This is a genomic window from Methylomonas rhizoryzae (assembly GCF_008632455.1).
GTDB lineage: Bacteria > Pseudomonadota > Gammaproteobacteria > Methylococcales > Methylomonadaceae > Methylomonas > Methylomonas rhizoryzae.
The window spans coordinates 2390315-2406760 of the sequence record NZ_CP043929.1 but is presented as its reverse complement, the minus strand read 5'-3'; the positions used below and the strand labels follow the sequence as shown (position 1 = coordinate 2406760).

Sequence of the window (16446 nt, the reverse complement as noted above, 5' to 3'; positions counted from 1 at the left end):
ATATGCCCAACTATTCGTTTGCCGCTATCGTACTGCTGACATTGATCAGCAAAGTAGCGTCGGCCCAGCCTTTCGCCTTCATCACCAATCAGCTTGATAACAGCGTATCGGTGATCGATACCGCATCGCAAACTGTGGTGCAGACTGTCAAAATCGACGGCAAACCGGCCGGTGTTGCAGTCAATGGGCCGCGTCGCCACATCTATTTCAGCACCCCGGAAGGCGGCGGTTTCGCGGTGATGGACCGCGACTCCTTCCAAATTTTAAACAAGGTCAAAGTCGGCGGTGCCTCGTTAGGGATTGCCGTGGATAACAGCGGCGAACGGGTGTTCGTAGCGGATTGGTACGAACATTCGGTGGCGGTATTCGATACCGAAAAGTTTGTGCAAAAAGCCGTGATCAGCGTGGGCAAGTCGCCGTCCGGCATGACGGTTAGTCCGGATAACAAATGGCTGTACGTTGCTAACCGGGTGGACGATTCGGTGTCGCAAATCGATCTGAATAAATTGACCATACGCAATACCACCAAGGTGGGTGCCCACCCTTTCGGGATAGCGGTGGACAGCCAAGGTAAACGTTTGTATACCGCCAACGTAGAAAGCGACGACGTGACCGTTTTGGATACGAAACGCTTGAAACGGCTGGCGACCGTAAAAGTCGGCGCTCGGCCTTATGCCGTTACTTTGGCGCTGAACGACAAGCTGTTGTTCGTCACCAATCAGGACGACAGTACCGTTTCCGCCATCGATACCGCCTCGCTTAAAACCGTGGCAGTGATTCCGGTGGGCGACAAGCCGGAAGGTATCAGCACTCATCCGAACGGCCATTTAATCTATGTGGCCAATTGGTTTGACAACAATGTATCGGTGATAGACGCGGTATCGTTGACAGTGGTCAACACCATTGCCACCGGCGAGGGTAGCCGGGCATTCGGGGAGTTTATCAGCCCTTAACCGCGTGATACACTGCGCGCCGTTTTAATTTCCGTGTAAAAGACTATGGCAGAGACCGTTGAAGAATTGACGATACGCTACGAAGACGGCGGTATCGAGACCGTAAAAGAGTTGGATAAAAAAATCCTCAGCAAAGGGGCTTGGGCGACGGTCATTTTCCGTTATCAAGATTGGGAGCCCAGCAAAAACCAATATAGCGCCGACCGATTCAGCATACGCCGCTATCAAAAACGGAACGGCGAATATCAGCAAAAATCCAAATTCAACATTTCCAGCGAAAAGCAAGCGCAGGAAATCATCGATGCATTGCAGGGCTGGTTAAGCGAGCAATAAACGGGAGGGCCGAAAAAGGGCATTCGGACGTTCGGCTATTTACTGCCGTCGTCCACCCATTCGTAGATTTCGGTTAATAGAGGATCGCACTTGCAGCAGCTGCTGCCGCAATTGGATTGTGTAGGACTCAATCTAACCTTGCCCTTATTAATCCACTTACCCAACATGCCGCGAATCGCATCGGCGTCCACGCCGAAACGCAACACTAAATCGTTCAAACTGACCCGGCGCTTGTCTTGAAGATAGTTGCGCAAGTCCGACAAGATCACGTTAGCGCCCCATGCCGCTGATTGGGTTGCCGGCTACCGTAATAGCGCAAAATCCCGATTACCGCTACAAACAAAATAGTAAATAGAACTATCCAAAAAACGGCTAGGGCGGGTTGTTGCGCGAAGTTAACGGCTTGATAAAACACGGTCGCCGCCATATAAGCTAGAAAAGTCGTCCAGCAGCCGACGAATACGGCCCAGGCAGGGCTGGTTTCTTTGTAAATTGCCGCGCTGGCCGCCACGCACGGGGCGTACAGCAAGATAAACAGCAAATACGCGAAGGCCCCGGTTTTACCGGCGAATTGGTTTTGCATCACGCCGAAGGTTGCGACTTTAACTTCTTGCCGCTCTGCCGCTTGAGCGGCGTCGGAAATGGCTGCAATGCCTAAACCCAAGGGATCCAGCACTTTGTCGGCCAAATCGGCCAAATTCTCCGGCACCGTCTTGCACGCGGCCAACAGCGCCTGTTTTAATTCGAACTCCGGTGCGGCTTCTGCCTCCCCGGTTTCGGCCATCTGGCTATATAAGGCGTCCAAAGTACCGACGACGGCCTCTTTAGCCAGAACGCCGGTAAAAATTCCGACAGTGGCGGGCCAATTATCTTCACGGATGCCCATGGGGCTAAACAAAGGGGTTAATGTTCTGCCGATTTGGCTCAATACCGATTGGTCGCTGTTTTCCCGGCCGAAACTACCGTCCGTACCCAACGAGTTGAGTATGTTTAAAATTAATACCATGGGGACGATGACTTTGCCTGCGTTGAAAATAAAGGTTTTCAATCGGTCCCAGGTTTTAATGTAAATCCCGCGTAGCGTAGGTAAATGGTAAGTCGGCAATTCCATTAAAAACGGGGTGGGTTCGCCTTGCAGCAGGGTGTGGCGCATGATCAAGCCGGTCAATACCGCTACGAATATGCCGAATAAATACAGGCCGAACACCAGATTTTGTCCGCCGACCGGAAAAAACGCCGCCGCGAACAACGCATAGACCGGCAAGCGCGCACCGCAGGACATGAATGGGTTCATTAGGTTGGTCAGAATCCTATCGCGCGGATTGTCCAAGGTGCGGGTGGCGATGATGGCCGGCACGTTGCAACCGAACCCGACTATCATAGGCACGAACGATTTACCCGGCAGGCCGATTAAGCACATGAAGCGGTCCATCACGAACGCGGCCCTGGACATATAGCCGGAATCTTCCAGCGCCGATAGGAAAATAAATAGAAATCCAACGATCGGAATGAAGGTAGCGACCACCTGCACGCCGCCGCCTATGCCGTTGGTCAACAAAACCACCAGCCAATCCGGCCAGTCGAGGCTGCTCAACCCTGCGTTCAAGCCGTCCACCAGCAAGGCACCGACCGCTTGATCGAAGAAGTCGACGAAGGCGCTGCCGACGTTGATCGTGAACATGAACATCGCGTACATGACCAACAAGAATATCGGGATGCCGAGAAAGCGGTTTAACACGACGGCGTCTATTTTGTCGCTGGTATGGCGCGAAACTTCGGACAATTTACAAACGGCGGCTTGCACCAATTGATTGACTAGACCGTAGCGGGCGTCGGCGGCCAGAATGTCGATTTCGTCGTCCGTTGCCGATTCTATTTGTTTGCGTAAGGTTTCGGCATGAACCAAGGTTTCCGAATCGGCCAATTGTTTCGCCAAAGTGTCGCGTTCCAGTAAGCGTAAAGCCAACCAGCGGGCGTCGTAGCGAACCGACAAAAAAGCCAGCCTTGGGGTCAGTTGTGCGACCGCCGCTTCGATAGCCGAATGGTAGGGGACACACAGCCGGGGCGTTTGCGGTTGTAAACACGCTTGTTCTATCGCTTGCTTCAATTCGGCTATACCTTGGCCTGTCGCTGCGGTAACGCCGATGACCGGGCAGCCCAGATGCTGGGATAACTCGGCTAAATCGATCTTGATGCCGCGTTTTTTGACGGCGTCCATCATGTTGAGCACCAATATCATCGGCACCCGCATTTCGATCAGTTGCGTGGTCAAATACAGGTTGCGCTCGATGTTGGAGCCGTCGACGATGTTGATGATGATGTCGGCTGTTCGAGAAGCTACGTAATCGCGGGCGACTTTTTCGTCCAAAGATACGTTGTCGTCGTCGACTTCCAACGAATAAGTGCCGGGTAAATCGACAACGTAAACTCGATTGCCGCGAAATGGGTATTCGCCGGTTTTCTTTTCTACCGTGACGCCCGGCCAGTTGCCGACATGCTGACGGGCGCCTGTTAAGGCATTGAACAGGGTGGTTTTGCCGCAATTCGGATTGCCGACAATGCCTACGGTAAAACCGTCGCTCATAATTTTTCTATCATCAGTACCGAAGCTTCGTTTTTACGTAACGACAGCGAGAATCCGCGCAATTTGATTTCCACCGGGTCGCCCATCGGCGCAAAACGCGTGATCGTGAATTCGGTGCCGGGCGTCAAGCCCATGGCCAGCAGTTTTTTGCGGTACGCGCCGCCTGCCTGATCGAAACCGACAATGCGGCCGGAATCGCCGGCCGCTAACATCTTGAGTGAAGTCATCATAATGCGTCGCCACCTATAGCCAAAAGACAATTAATAATGGTTCTCATTAAAGCGAACTATAGCATAACGGCTTTGTGCTTTGCAGTAAGTAAATCGCATCGCCTTGTGGAACAAAGAAACAATCAATTCGCCGTTCGTGGCGCTCATTGCTAAAGTCGCGTATTAACAGTCGACAGCGTGGGCGTAAGCAAGAATAGGGCTGTACAAGCGCAAGGCCCACTCTTCGAAATTGGGCGAACTGGTGTTGATTAAGTCGTTGAAGTCGGCAAAAAACCGGGCAAGGTAAGGGTCGAAATGCACTTCGCCGGCATTCCAATCGCCGCCATGGTATTGAACCCTGGCCTGCTCTAAAGCTTGATCGCCTTCGCCGCTTAACCAGACAAACGCTGTTCGGCATGCAATCGGCAAGGGTTGCAGCATTCCCGCATGCCAACTTTGCAACAGGTTTTGAAACAACTCGGCTGCTGTAGGCTCATCGATAGGCAAAAACACCACCGTGCCGTCCGAGCCGATTACCGTACTCTGCAGTGTCAGGCCGTCCGCGCTGGCGGCTATATGGACTATCCAAGCGCGCAGCAACTTGTGATATTGGATATGCGATTTTTGATACAAGGATTGACTGGTGACCTGCGATAAGTGATAAACGTTTGCCGCGCTGTCCAATTTGAGGCCGGACAATGTGGCGGCAAATTTGACGGTGACTTCGCCTGGTAAGTGAAACGTTTTGTTGATTTGCCGGGAATAAGTCGGCGAGTCGAGTTTTTGGACCCACTCCGCATATCGTTGTCGGCTTTGAGAGGCCGGATGAGCGATATTGTCGAATGCAGCTGCGGCAAATCCCGCCAAGGGCAGCTTGCCTTGGCCGACGAGTTGCTGGTGCCGCTCGCTTAAAATCCGCGCCGACTCGCCCGTCTCGGCATTCAATAAGTCGCGCAACAAAGTTTCGCTTTGTACATAGCGGTCGTCAACCTCGCAGCCGAAGGGCTCATCGTCTTGATTGGTTGCGGTTTCGCCGGCAAAACAGAGCTTCAAGCTGTGCAGGCAATAGCTTTTGACCGGTGCTCTAAGGAATTGAGCCAACTGTTCCACACCCAGTTCGTAATCCGCGCCGTTGAGCTCGGCAAAAACTTCGGATGCATCGGCTTGGGCAACTGCTGCAAACCATTCTTTTGCGTAAGTGAATAAGCGTTGGTCTCTACCCGGCTTGACGTACTCCAGGCTGAACGGTTGCAAGGGATGCTCCAAAGTAATGGCCGCCAGCAAGGATCGATTGCCGGGCAAACGCCAACTCTGTTCGATAAAGTCGTGCAATTGACCGATCAATACCGACGGCGGTTTTACGCTATTGTCGCGCACGCTACGGCCGACCCAGCCGATATAAAGCGCTTCGCGCGCGGACAGCAGGGCTTCCAAAAATAAATACTGATCGTCTTGGCGGCGCGAGCGGTCGCCGGGCCGGTAAAAACCGCGTTGCGCCATTAAATCGAAGCCGTGCGGGTAATGGCTGCGCGGATAAGCGCCGTCGTTCATGCCGAGCAAGCATATCATCCGAAACGGGATGGCTCGCATCGGCATCAGGGTGCAAAAATTGACGCTACCGCTCAAAAAACGTTGTTGCAAATTGGGTTCGTCAATCGCCGACAACCAAGCTTCGCGTACCACCTGCAGCGATAGGGTATCCGAATTGTCGCAACCGCCTTGGGTACAGGCGCGTAGCCAGTTCGTAAGGGCTTGCCTCAAGGTATCCAGCATTTGCGCGTCGCGTTCGCTGTCGGACAGGAAAAAATCGTCCAGCAACGCCTGTAAGCGTTCCGACCATGCCGCGGCGCAAAGCGGCTCGTGCAACTTTTTGAAATAGGCGGTGAGTTGATCCAGCAAGTCGCATAGCGGACCTAGCCATTGAGCCTCCAGACCGCCGATTTCATCATACGGCTGAATCCCGTTAAACGCTGAGCCGGCGCCGACCGCATAACCCAGCAACATGCGGCGCAGACCGAACTGCCAAGTATTTTCGGGCAACGCGTTAGACATCCCTCCGCTTAGTGTCCGCTGTTCGGCATCCAAGCCCCAACGAATGCCGGCTTGCTCCAGCCACAAACGAATTTTTCCGACCGCTTGCCGGTCAATCCCGAATCGTTGACAAAGAGCCGGAGCTTCCAGCAAGGTCAACAATTCGCTAACCTGAAAACGCGATTCGGGCAGGCCGAGCAAAATCTCCAAGGCAGCCAGTAAGGGATGTGCGCCTCGCTGTTGTTGATCGGCCAGGCTAAACGGAATATAGCGCGGATCGTCGCCGGAAATTTGCCCGAAAACGGCGCGGATGTGCGGTGCGTATAGATTGATGTCCGGCACCATCACCACAATTTCGCGAGGCGCTAAAGGTTTGCCGGCCGCTACGGCGGATTCGAAACGCGCCAGCAAGCTGTCGTGCAGAATTTCGACTTCGCGTTGCGGGCTGTGGGCGACATGGAAGATGAGCGAATTATCCAAGGCGTCTAAGACTAAAGGTTGTGCCGGCGATGGCTCCAGATCGAGCACCGCTTGTTGCAGTCGTTGCAGCAGCGTGCGCTGCCCCTCTTCCCCGTAATCTTGAAACAAATCGATTTTTTGCTGCGGCCAGGGCCAATGGGCATACGCGGCAGTGTCGTCGAATTGGTCCAACAAACGGATGTAATCCCGGCCTTGTTTTCCCCAAGCGGCAAGGAGGGGGTTGGCGTGCAAATGCAGCGCTTCGGGATTTAGACTATCGCTCATGCCCGCTTTATGGCGTTGCCGGCGCTGTTTGGCCTTCAATAAGTCCTTGTCTTCTATGATATCCGCCCAGTAGTGACGGCACGGGTTTTGTACGAATAATACGATTTGGCAAAATTGCCCCAATCGTGCCAACACCTCCAACGTTTGCTGCGGCAAAGACGACAGGCCGAATAAAACGATGCGTCTCGGTAACGACTGCGGTCGCTCGGACAAATCGCCGATTCGCCGCAGGAAGGCCGTATGCACCGCCGCGCGGCTGGCATAGTCGGCCGTTTCGCCCAAATCCAGCAATACTTCGCGCCATAAAGCCGCTTGCCAAACTTGATCGTCCGGGATTGGGCAAGCGTTACCGTGTGCGTCGCGCAATTGATCGGCGCCCCGGGCCCAGTCGGCCATCCAATCCGATCGATACACTTGGTATTGGTCGAACAAATCGGCCAATTGTTCGGCCAATTGCCGGCGTTTGCGCTGGTCGGCGTCGCCGGACAGAAACTCGGCCAAAACGGCGAACGAGGGTTTTTGTACCAATTTCGGCAACAGCCGAAACAGCCGCCACGTCATGGGCGCTTTGGATAAAGCTTGCTGTTTAGGAATCTGCTCGCCAAGAACCGCCCGGTAAACGCTCCAAACGAATAACGAAGGCAGTTGAAATTTCAGCGCCGCGGCAATCCCCAGCGAACGATTCAGGGCTAGGTTTTGTTTTAACCATTGCCCCATACCGCTGCTTTGCACCAGGAACACTTCGTTTTCCAGCGGAGCCAGCGGGTGCTCGCGCAACCAGTATTCGACTACGTCGCGCAAGGTTTCCAGTTGATTGGCGTGTATGACGGCAATACCGCTGGCTAAAGAAGGGCTTTCGGTTGCGCTCATGTCGGCTCTGGCGCTATCAATGACCTAAGGTCAGCAACATTTGCTCCAGCTGGTGTATTTGCAGATCGCAAACTTCTATGCTGTCTTTGACTTGCCGCTTGAACATGAGGCTGATGGATTCGCCGGCATTTTCCCGCTCCGCGTATTCGGTCAACAGATGGCAAGCGTCGTTCATCGCGTGCTCGGCGTCGTCGAGCTGTTCGGTGTCCTGAAGTAGGTTGGAAGCGCTTAACATCATCAAACGGCTGCTCAATTCGTTTTGACGTCTGAACACCGACTCCGCGTAAGCGGCAAAGCTGTCGAAGGGTCCTGAAGCGGGAATAACTGCGGAACAAGCAACCGTCGTCAACAACGTTGCCACAGCCGCCGGAAATAAATTGAATCCGGGATAAGCCATTAAATATCTCAAAGTGGGTTAACCAATCCAGCCAGTCGGCGAAAATCCCGCAGCCGCTCGATCATCCACAATTTCACTGGAACCGTAACGCAGCAGTATAGCTCAGGCTATTCGCCGAAATGCTTATCGACGCGAGTGCCGTCGCGCCGCAATTTTGGCGTGAATATATTATCGGAAAATTAACCCGCTGCCTTTCCACCTTGGTGAATAACCCCCGATACGCATCTGATGCTGGAGAGGAAAACGGTAAAACTGGTACTATAGCCCGCTTCAACATCAAGACAAATCGAGGAGTGGGTTTTGACACAGGTTCAGGATGTTTCCGGTTCAATGACCGCGATGGAAAAGCGGGCGACAGTGTCATTAGCCGGCATTTATTCGCTGAGGATGCTGGGATTGTTCATGCTGTTGCCGGTATTGTCTTTGTTTACCGAACAAATGCCGGGCTCGACGCCCAAGCTGGTCGGTTTAACCATGGGAATTTACGGTTTGACGCAAGCAATCCTGCAAATTCCTTTCGGCTTGTTATCCGACAAGTTCAATCGGAAAACGGTCATTATCATCGGTTTATTGCTGTTTTTACTGGGTAGCGTGGTGGCGGCTCTAGCCGGCGACATCTACGGCATTTTAATCGGACGCGCCTTGCAAGGTTGCGGCGCGGTTTCGGCGGCGGTCATGGCTTTGGTCGCCGACTTGACTCAGGAAGTAAACCGCACGAAAGCCATGGCAACCATAGGCGCCAGCATAGGCGTTTCTTTTGGGGTCGCGATGACGTTAGGACCGGTCGTCGCCCACCATTTCGGCATCGCCGGCATCTTTTGGCTAATCGCGTTTTTGGCGATCTTGGCGATCTTGGTTGTGTTGTTCGTAGTGCCGAATCCGGAAAAAATTTCCGTGCATCGCGACGCCGAGTACATCCCGTCAGAATTGAGTTCGGTCATCGCCAATGCCGACTTGCTGCGTTTGAACTACGGCATTTTCGCACTGCATCTGATCCTAATGGCCAGCTTCGTCGTCGTGCCGTTGATGATGCGCGACGCCGGTTTGGATAGCGCCAGACATTGGTTGGTCTATTTACCGGTATTGGTGACTTCCATGGCGGCAATGATACCCTTCATTGTCGTCGCCGAGAAAAAACGCCGGATGAAACCGGTGTTTATCGGCGCGATTGCATCATTAGTCATCGCCAATCTCGGCTATGTGTTGTTCGGCAGAGACTTGGCCGGCTTGATTGCCTGCTTATGGGTGTTTTTTTGCGGCTTCAATTTGCTGGAAGCAACGTTACCATCGTTGATTTCCAAAACCGCGCCGGGGGACTTGAAAGGTACCGCCATGGGTATCTATTCCAGCGCTCAATTTATCGGTGCATTTCTAGGGGGAGCCTGTGGCGGTTGGTTGTACGGCGAGTATGGCCCTACGTCGGTGTTCGTGTTTTCCGCGGCGGTTGCCGCCAGCTGGGTAGCCGTTGCATATTTCATGTCGCCGCCGCGCTATTTGGTGAATTTGTTGTTGTCGTTGAAAGAGGTCGAACCGGAACGGGGCAGCGAGTTTTCCCGCCGGTTATTGGCCATCAACGGCATCGAAGAAGTGCGGCTGCACTTCGAAGAAAATACCGCATACTTGAAAATCGACAGCCAAGTGTTGAACAAGAACGAATTAAACGTCTTTTTAAAGCAATGGCACTGAGTTGTCCTTGACTTGAATTTTACTCACGGAGTGCAACATGTTGAACAAAGTCATGCTGATCGGGCGTTTGGGTGCAGACCCTGAAGTACGTTTCATGCCCAGCGGCGATCAGATTACCACTATCCGTCTGGCCACCAGTCGGCGCTGGAAAGACCGTAACACCGGAGAGCGCAAGGAAGAGACCGAGTGGCACCGAGTCGTGTTTTTCGGCCAAACGGCCAAAGTTGCCAGCGACTATCTGCGCAAGGGCAGTCAGGTTTACGTCGAAGGGCGGATTCGGACGCAGAAGTGGCAGGGGCAAGACGGCCAGGACCGCTACACGACCGAAATCGTTGGCGAGACGATGAATATGTTGGACAGCCGTAGCGGCGGGACGGCCAGTTATGCCGACACCGCGCCGCCGCCCGGCCGTGACGCCGATAACCGCCCGCCTGCGTCTGCGCCTATGTCCTCGCAGCCGTCGCCTGCCAGTTACGACGATTTCGATGACGATATTCCGTTTTGAATTCGCGTTCCAGCTTCAATAAAACGAACGGTAACAGGGCTATATGGAGGTTCCATGGTTCTCGCGGCCGAGGTTATTCCGAGAGTTTTCATGGGAGCAATGCCGTGGTTGTTGCGAGGGCGCGCAGCAGTCCATGCCCGATGAACTTACGGATATTGTCGACGCTGCTGCGGTTTACCAAAGGGCTAACCCGGCTCGCTACGGCGGCTGCGCACGTAGCGTAACCAATCTTCTTCGGTATCGATGTCCCATTGCGAGGCCAATTCATGCAAGCGTAAACCCAGCTTGCCGGCGCATTGCCGAGTCGCTTGCATGACTTGCTCGCTACCCCATGGCATATCGGTGAACAACTCCGGCACTACGCGGCTCATGCCGATTAGGGTATAGCCGCCGTCTTCGCTGGGCGCAATCACTACATCTTGCTCTGCGCTCAGCAGTTCCAAACCGTAGCGCAAATCATCCGCCGCCAAACTTGGGCAATCGCAGCCGACCAACAAGGCGTGCCGGTAGGTTGACAAGGCAACGCTCAAGGCATCCAGCATCTTAGCGCCTAAATCGCCGTCGCTTTGCTTTCTTAAGATCAGGGGGTAAGTTTTCGCGCATTCCTGAAAAAAAGGATGGGAACAGTCCGGCGCGCAATACAGTATGACCGGACATAATCGTTGTTCGAGCGCGCGTTCCAACGTCATCAGCGTTAAATGCTTATGTGCGGCGGCGGCTTCTTGTGCGTTGAGCGCCGGAATCAAGCGGGTTTTGACTTGGCCGGGTACCGGCGCTTTGCACAAAATCAACAACACACTATCGGGAAACAAATAATCCATGCGTCAAAACTTACGTTTAAAGTGAAACGGTAGCAGCATAAGCCGGAAAAAACTTAATCGGTGCGGATCGCGAAGTTCGGATAATCCTATAGTAATCTCGGCAGCGGGCAAACTCGCTTTTGTGCATAAGGTGCCAAAGCAACGATCCCAGCAGGATAAGCAAAAACCGTAATTACTGTCCGTTTCCGAACGTAGCGAAGAATGATGAATCCTATGCAGGGCCGGGGTGACGAGCAATTGACGCAAAGGCTTTTCCCAAGCCGCCGGCAGGCTGACGTTGCCGTGATTGAACAATGCGCAGCCGTTCAACACGATTTCGAATACCACCACTGCCGCCGGCGGTACGCCCAAAAGTGCCGTCACCAGCACTTTATAAATCATGGACAAAACGATTTCGAAGGGATGAAAGCGTAGTGCCGTGGTGGTATCGAAGTCTAAATCCGAGTGGTGTACTTGATGCAATTGCCAAAACCACTGCCAGCGGTGCGCTGCGACATGCTGGGCGTAAATCGCACAATCCAAGCAAAGCAGACTCAATAAGCCGGTTGGAATTTCGGGTAGACGGAATAAATTAAACAGCCCGAAGCCATAGGCACTAGCCGTTTGTGCGGCCGACCAAGCAGCCGAACCGAGCGTGATTCTCAGTAACACGGTATTCAAAGCAGCCAGACCCAAATTGATAGGCCAGCGCCGGATTCGCGCCAAGCGCGGCTGGCGCAACGGTTTCCACCATTCCCAACTTGCCATGACGGCGAAGATTACGAAAAACACGCCAAAGCGGAGTGCAGCTTCCATATTAAGAGTCCTTATAGTATTCAGCGGCCAACAACGCCGGATCGGCGCCGCAAAAATAACGCCAACGCCAGACCCACATCGCGATAACGGTACGTAAAACCCCGAATTGTCGCCAACGCCGGGCCGAGGTGAGCACTTTCGCCCGCAAACAACAAGGCGGGGCAAGCGATTTTAAGAGCTTGCTCAACGCAATGTCTTCCATCAACTGGATTTCCGGGAATCCCCGCACTGCTTCGAACGCGGTTCTGCGCACGAATATCGCCTGGTCTCCGGTCGCGATGCCTGTCAGTCGCGAGCGCCAGTTCATCATGGCCGCGATCACGGTAAAAATCGGCTCCGCACTAGCGAAGCCGAGGTCGAAGCGGCCCCAAACACCGCCGTTAGCCAGCGCTTGACGAATCGTTTGCGGCGCTTGCGGCGGCAACACCGTGTCGGCGTGCAAAAACAGCACTATGTCCGCACGGGCCAGCGCCGCGCCGGCGTTCATCTGCCGGGCTCGGCCGCGCGGGCTGCCGAGCAGGCAGTCGACTAAGGGCAGCGCGATTGCCGCGCTGGAATCGTTGCTGCCGCCGTCTACCGCAATGATTTCGCAATCCGGACGCAAGGCTTGCAAACCGGTCAAATGCGCTTTTAATCCTGCGGCTTCATTGTAAATCGGTATCACAATGCTGATGGAGGCTGTCATCCGCGCATCCAGGCATGGTAGCGCTGCAAAATTGTGAGCAACGTGCGGGGGGCATGATTGCGTTTCCAAACGCCGGCTACGTGTTGGTTGGCCTCGGCCAGGGTAGGGTATATGTGTATGCTGCCTAGGATTTTGTTCAATCCTAGGCCGTTGCTCATGGCTAACACAAATTCGCCGATCGATTCGGCCGCATGCCGGCCAACGATGGCGGCGCCTAAAATTTTATCGCTACCGGGTACGGTCAAAACTTTTACGAAGCCAGCGGTGGCGCGATCGGTTATAGCCCTATCCAGGTCGGCTAGTGAATAGTGCGAAACCTCGTAAGCGACGCCTTCGGACTGGGCATCTTGTTCGTTGAGTCCGACCCTGGCCACTTCAGGATCGGTAAACGTGGCCCAAGGCACCGCCGAGTAATCGGTACGAAACGCTTTGATTTGGCCGAACAGCGCGTTGATTGCGGCATACCAGGCTTGATGCGCCGCGGTATGCGTAAACTGGTAAGGCCCTGCCACATCGCCGACGGCAAAAATAGTAGGGTAATTGGTGCGCTGATAAGCGTCCGTAGCGATAGTGCGCCGAGCGGATAACGCTAACCCCAAGTTTTCCGCGCCGTAACCCTCCACAGTAGCGGCTCGGCCTATCGCCAACACGACCCGGTCGAATGCGATTTCCACTTCCCGTCCGGCGCATTCGGCGATTATGCGTGCCTGTCCGGTCGAATGATCAAAACGTTTCGCGGTGTGGCCTAGACGCAAGTCCACGCCGTCGGCGACCAGGCTAGCGGCAATACATTCGGATACTTCGGGATCTTCCTTGATCAGCAAACGCGGCAACATTTCCACTTGGGTGACTCGGCTTCCCAACCGGGCAAACGCTTGTGCGAGCTCGCAGCCGATAGGCCCGCCGCCCAATATCAAAAGTCGATCCGGCAGTTGTTGCAGGTTCCAAATCGTATCGGAGGTTAAATAGTCGATATGCTCGAGTCCGGGGATGACGGGGACTACGGGATGAGCGCCGGCGGCAATGACGATGGCGCGGGTGCTGAGGGTTTCTACCCCGGAGGCGCTGCTGACCTCGACCTGCCATGGCGATACGATATTCGCCGTGCCTTGTATGACGTTTACCCCTAATGAACGGTAGCGCTCTACCGAATCGTGCGGCGCCACTTGCGCGACCGCTTGCCGCACTTGCCGCATTACCGCGGGAAAATCCACTTCCGCTGAGGCGTTTTTGAGGCCGAACTCGCCGGCCCGGCGGATTAGCGCGACTAACTGAGCCGATTTCAACAACGCTTTGGACGGCACGCAGCCGGTGTTTAAGCAATCGCCGCCCATCCGCTCTTTCTCGACCAGGGTAACCTTGGCTTTTAGCGCGGCGGCTAGATAAGCGGTGACCAAACCGCCGGCACCGCCGCCGATGACCACCAGATTGTGATCGAAACGGGCCGGTTTGGGCCAGCGGGCAACAATTTTCCGTTGTTGCAGATAGTCGAGCGCGCGTTTGGCCAACAGCGGAAACAAACCCAACAAGGCAAACGAGACAATCAGGCCGGACGACATGATGTCGGCCGCCGATTCGATTTGCGCCAATTGAGTGCCGGCGTTGACGTAGACCAGCGTGCCCGCCAGCATGCCGGCCTGACTGACCCAGTAAAACGTGGCCGTTTTCATCGGCGTCAAGCCCATGGCCAGATTGATCAGAAAAAACGGGAATATCGGTACCAGGCGCAAGCTGAACAAATAATAAGGCCCGTCGCGTTGCAGACCCGCTTCTATCGCTTTTAGCCGGGAGCCGAATTTAGCCCGTACCCAATCTCTAAACAAAAACCGGGCCGCCAAAAACGCCAGGGTAGCGCCTATGCTGGAGGCGAACGATACCAGCACGGTGCTCCAGAACAAGCCAAAAATGCCGCCGCCGGCAATGGTCAACACCGCCGCTCCGGGCAGAGAAAGGCCGGTCACCGCGATATACAGGCCAAGATACCCCATCATTGCGGCAAAAGGATGGTTAAGGCGATAGGCTTCGATTTCGTTTTGTTGCGCTTTTAAATTTTCCAGCGTTAAGTAATGCGGCAGATCGGAAAGCAAAAACATCGCAATCAGTACGCCGAGTAACAAGGCCAGCTTTATTTTGGATGCAGTCATGGCAACCCCTCAATTCAATAACATCGGCGCCGGCTTACGCTAACGCACCGCCGCAACTGCTGCCTTGCCCGGCGGTACACCCGAAACAATGCCCGGCCGTTGCTATGGGGGCGCCCGGCAAATCGGCGACCTGCAGTTCGGCGATATGGCGCCTGGCAGCGTCGAAACCGCCGAGCGGCATGGCCAGCATTTGGTTGAAATCGCAGTCGTAAACATAGCCCTGCCAGTCGACGCTTAACGTATTAAGACACATCAAATTCGACAAATTTTCGCGCCGGAAATTTTGCCTCAGCAAGTCCAGGTAAGCCGGTAGTCTACCTTGACTCAGCAAGGTGCTGCCGAAACGTTGGATAGGCATGTTAGTCATGGCAAACAAACGGTTGAAGACAATACCGTATTCTTGTTGCAAATGGTTTTTGTAGGCTTGTTCCAAACCCAATTGTGCGGGCGGCAGCGTAGGGCCTTGCGGGTTGTATACCAGATTCAGCGCCAAGCCGCTGTCTACTCGGCCGTAGCCTAACCGGTTCAAATGCTTGAGTGCGGCGATGCTGTCGGCAAAAACGCCCTTGCCGCGTTGCTTATCTACATTGTCCTGCAGGTAACAGGGTAGGGAAGCGACTATCTCGACCCGTTGTTCGGCTAAAAACGCGGGCAAATACCGGTAGTCCGGATGCTGCAAAATCGTTAAATTGCAACGATCGATAACGTTTAAGCCTTGTTCGCTGGCTTGTTCCACTAACGCTTGGAAGTTCGGGTGCATTTCCGGCGCCCCGCCGGTCAAATCCAAGGTGTGCACCGCGGCGGCGCGGGCAAAGGCCAAGGCTTGCGCGATAGTCTGCGCGCTCATCGATTCTTTGCGTTTAGGGCCGGCATCGACATGACAATGTACACAGCTCAGATTGCACAAATACCCCAGATTGAGTTGCAGCACTTGCAGCGCGCCGCGGCGTAGCGGCGGAAAGTCGCTATTTGTTAAAAAAGGCGTGACATCGCGCATGCTTAATCCTTGGAAAACCAAATGTCGCCATAGGCTGAGGAAGCCGTACCGTGACTGTCGTCCGTATCGGTCATAATGGCGATGGCATCTATGGCGGCAACGTCTTGGTTGAAAAGGGTTTTAAAGTCCTCTCTTACCTGGCGTTTTTCCGTAAGCCAAGTATGCAAGGGGGCGGAGGCATCGCGAACCGCCAACATCATCGCCTGCCGACCGGCATAAGCATTAGGCCATTGACTACCTTGCGGGCTGGAACCAGTCCAGACATAGTTGATGGCCTTAGTTTGCCAAAAGGCCCAGCCACCCTTGACCAGCACGTAAATCCTCGCCGCATAATCGTCGCCGCCCTTGCTTTGTTCGTTGAGTCCGGACAAACGCCGCTCTATGCGCCAAGACCAATTCAGGAACGGTGTTTGGGTTAGATCGACGCTTTGGGTTTTGAACAAGCCGGAAGCGCTATCGCGACTCTCGGCGATCAAGGCGGGCTGGCCTGCGGCAATTCCAAAACCATACTGGGTGTGGCCGTGGAATGCTTTGGTTTCCCAACCTTGCAGCCGGTAGTTGCCGAATTCGCCCAAGTAAATCCGCTCCTGAGCCGGCGAAGAGAACGTGCTGAAGAAACTCAACAGGACAAAAAATAACACTTTCATAAGCTTGTTCCGATAAGAGCGCTTCGGTTTGCATACGACCCAATC

Annotated in this window: 15 protein-coding genes; 4 read left to right on the top strand and 11 right to left on the bottom strand. The window is 54.3% G+C overall.

Annotated elements, in window-relative coordinates:
* The first annotated feature begins 2 nt into the window (after positions 1-2).
* Positions 3-953, top strand: a complete 951-nt coding sequence (locus tag F1E05_RS10750) for a YncE family protein (RefSeq protein ID WP_150048316.1) — start codon at positions 3-5, stop codon at positions 951-953.
* Positions 954-998: 45 nt separating this feature from the next.
* Positions 999-1286 (top strand): hypothetical protein, encoded by a 288-nt coding sequence (locus F1E05_RS10745; protein ID WP_150048314.1) that lies wholly within the window; start codon positions 999-1001, stop codon positions 1284-1286.
* A 35-nt stretch (positions 1287-1321) separates the two neighbouring features.
* On the opposite strand, the gene F1E05_RS10740 is transcribed toward F1E05_RS10745, so the two are convergent.
* The 5 genes from F1E05_RS10740 to F1E05_RS10720 all read right to left on the bottom strand — a co-directional run bounded on the left by F1E05_RS10740 (position 1322) and on the right by F1E05_RS10720 (position 8121).
* Positions 1322-1555 (bottom strand): FeoC-like transcriptional regulator, encoded by a 234-nt coding sequence (locus F1E05_RS10740; protein ID WP_150048312.1) that lies wholly within the window; start codon positions 1553-1555, stop codon positions 1322-1324.
* A complete protein-coding gene (gene feoB / locus F1E05_RS10735; RefSeq protein WP_150048310.1) occupies positions 1552-3870 on the bottom strand; it encodes a Fe(2+) transporter permease subunit FeoB in 2319 nt (772 codons plus the stop codon). The genes F1E05_RS10740 and feoB overlap by 4 nt, the downstream gene beginning before the upstream one ends.
* On the bottom strand, positions 3867-4100 hold the full coding sequence (locus F1E05_RS10730; protein ID WP_150048308.1) for a FeoA family protein: 234 nt from the start codon (positions 4098-4100) through the stop codon (positions 3867-3869). The genes feoB and F1E05_RS10730 overlap by 4 nt, the downstream gene beginning before the upstream one ends.
* Positions 4101-4262: 162 nt before the next feature.
* Positions 4263-7724 (bottom strand): exodeoxyribonuclease V subunit gamma, encoded by a 3462-nt coding sequence (recC, locus tag F1E05_RS10725; protein ID WP_150048306.1) that lies wholly within the window; start codon positions 7722-7724, stop codon positions 4263-4265.
* A 16-nt stretch (positions 7725-7740) separates the two neighbouring features.
* A complete protein-coding gene (locus F1E05_RS10720) occupies positions 7741-8121 on the bottom strand; it encodes a hypothetical protein (RefSeq protein ID WP_150048304.1) in 381 nt (126 codons plus the stop codon).
* A gap of 300 nt (positions 8122-8421) precedes the next feature.
* Between F1E05_RS10720 and F1E05_RS10715 the strand changes: the two genes are divergently transcribed.
* Both F1E05_RS10715 and ssb read left to right on the top strand, forming a co-directional pair.
* Complete coding sequence (locus F1E05_RS10715) at positions 8422-9807, top strand: MFS transporter (protein WP_232056625.1); 1386 nt, start codon at positions 8422-8424, stop codon at positions 9805-9807.
* A 37-nt stretch (positions 9808-9844) separates the two neighbouring features.
* Entirely contained in the window at positions 9845-10312 is a 468-nt protein-coding gene (gene ssb / locus F1E05_RS10710) for a single-stranded DNA-binding protein (RefSeq protein ID WP_150048302.1), read from the top strand.
* A gap of 185 nt (positions 10313-10497) precedes the next feature.
* On the opposite strand, the gene F1E05_RS10705 is transcribed toward ssb, so the two are convergent.
* The 6 genes from F1E05_RS10705 to F1E05_RS10680 are packed head-to-tail and all read right to left on the bottom strand — an operon-like array spanning position 10498 to position 16401.
* The gene (locus F1E05_RS10705) at positions 10498-11133 is read right to left on the bottom strand and encodes a TIGR04282 family arsenosugar biosynthesis glycosyltransferase (protein WP_150048300.1); all 636 of its coding nucleotides are present in this window, start codon (positions 11131-11133) and stop codon (positions 10498-10500) included.
* Positions 11134-11136: 3 nt separating this feature from the next.
* A complete protein-coding gene (locus tag F1E05_RS10700) occupies positions 11137-11928 on the bottom strand; it encodes a sterol desaturase family protein (protein WP_150048298.1) in 792 nt (263 codons plus the stop codon).
* Between the two features lies 1 nt (position 11929).
* Entirely contained in the window at positions 11930-12613 is a 684-nt protein-coding gene (locus tag F1E05_RS10695; protein ID WP_150048296.1) for a TIGR04283 family arsenosugar biosynthesis glycosyltransferase, read from the bottom strand.
* Entirely contained in the window at positions 12610-14757 is a 2148-nt protein-coding gene (locus tag F1E05_RS10690) for an FAD-dependent oxidoreductase (protein WP_150048295.1), read from the bottom strand. The genes F1E05_RS10695 and F1E05_RS10690 overlap by 4 nt, the downstream gene beginning before the upstream one ends.
* Before the next feature lie 34 nt (positions 14758-14791).
* Positions 14792-15754, bottom strand: coding sequence for an arsenosugar biosynthesis radical SAM (seleno)protein ArsS (gene arsS, locus F1E05_RS10685; RefSeq protein WP_150048293.1), 963 nt, complete (start codon positions 15752-15754; stop codon positions 14792-14794).
* A gap of 2 nt (positions 15755-15756) precedes the next feature.
* Entirely contained in the window at positions 15757-16401 is a 645-nt protein-coding gene (locus F1E05_RS10680) for a DUF3047 domain-containing protein (RefSeq protein ID WP_150048291.1), read from the bottom strand.
* Between the last annotated feature and the right edge of the window lie 45 nt (positions 16402-16446).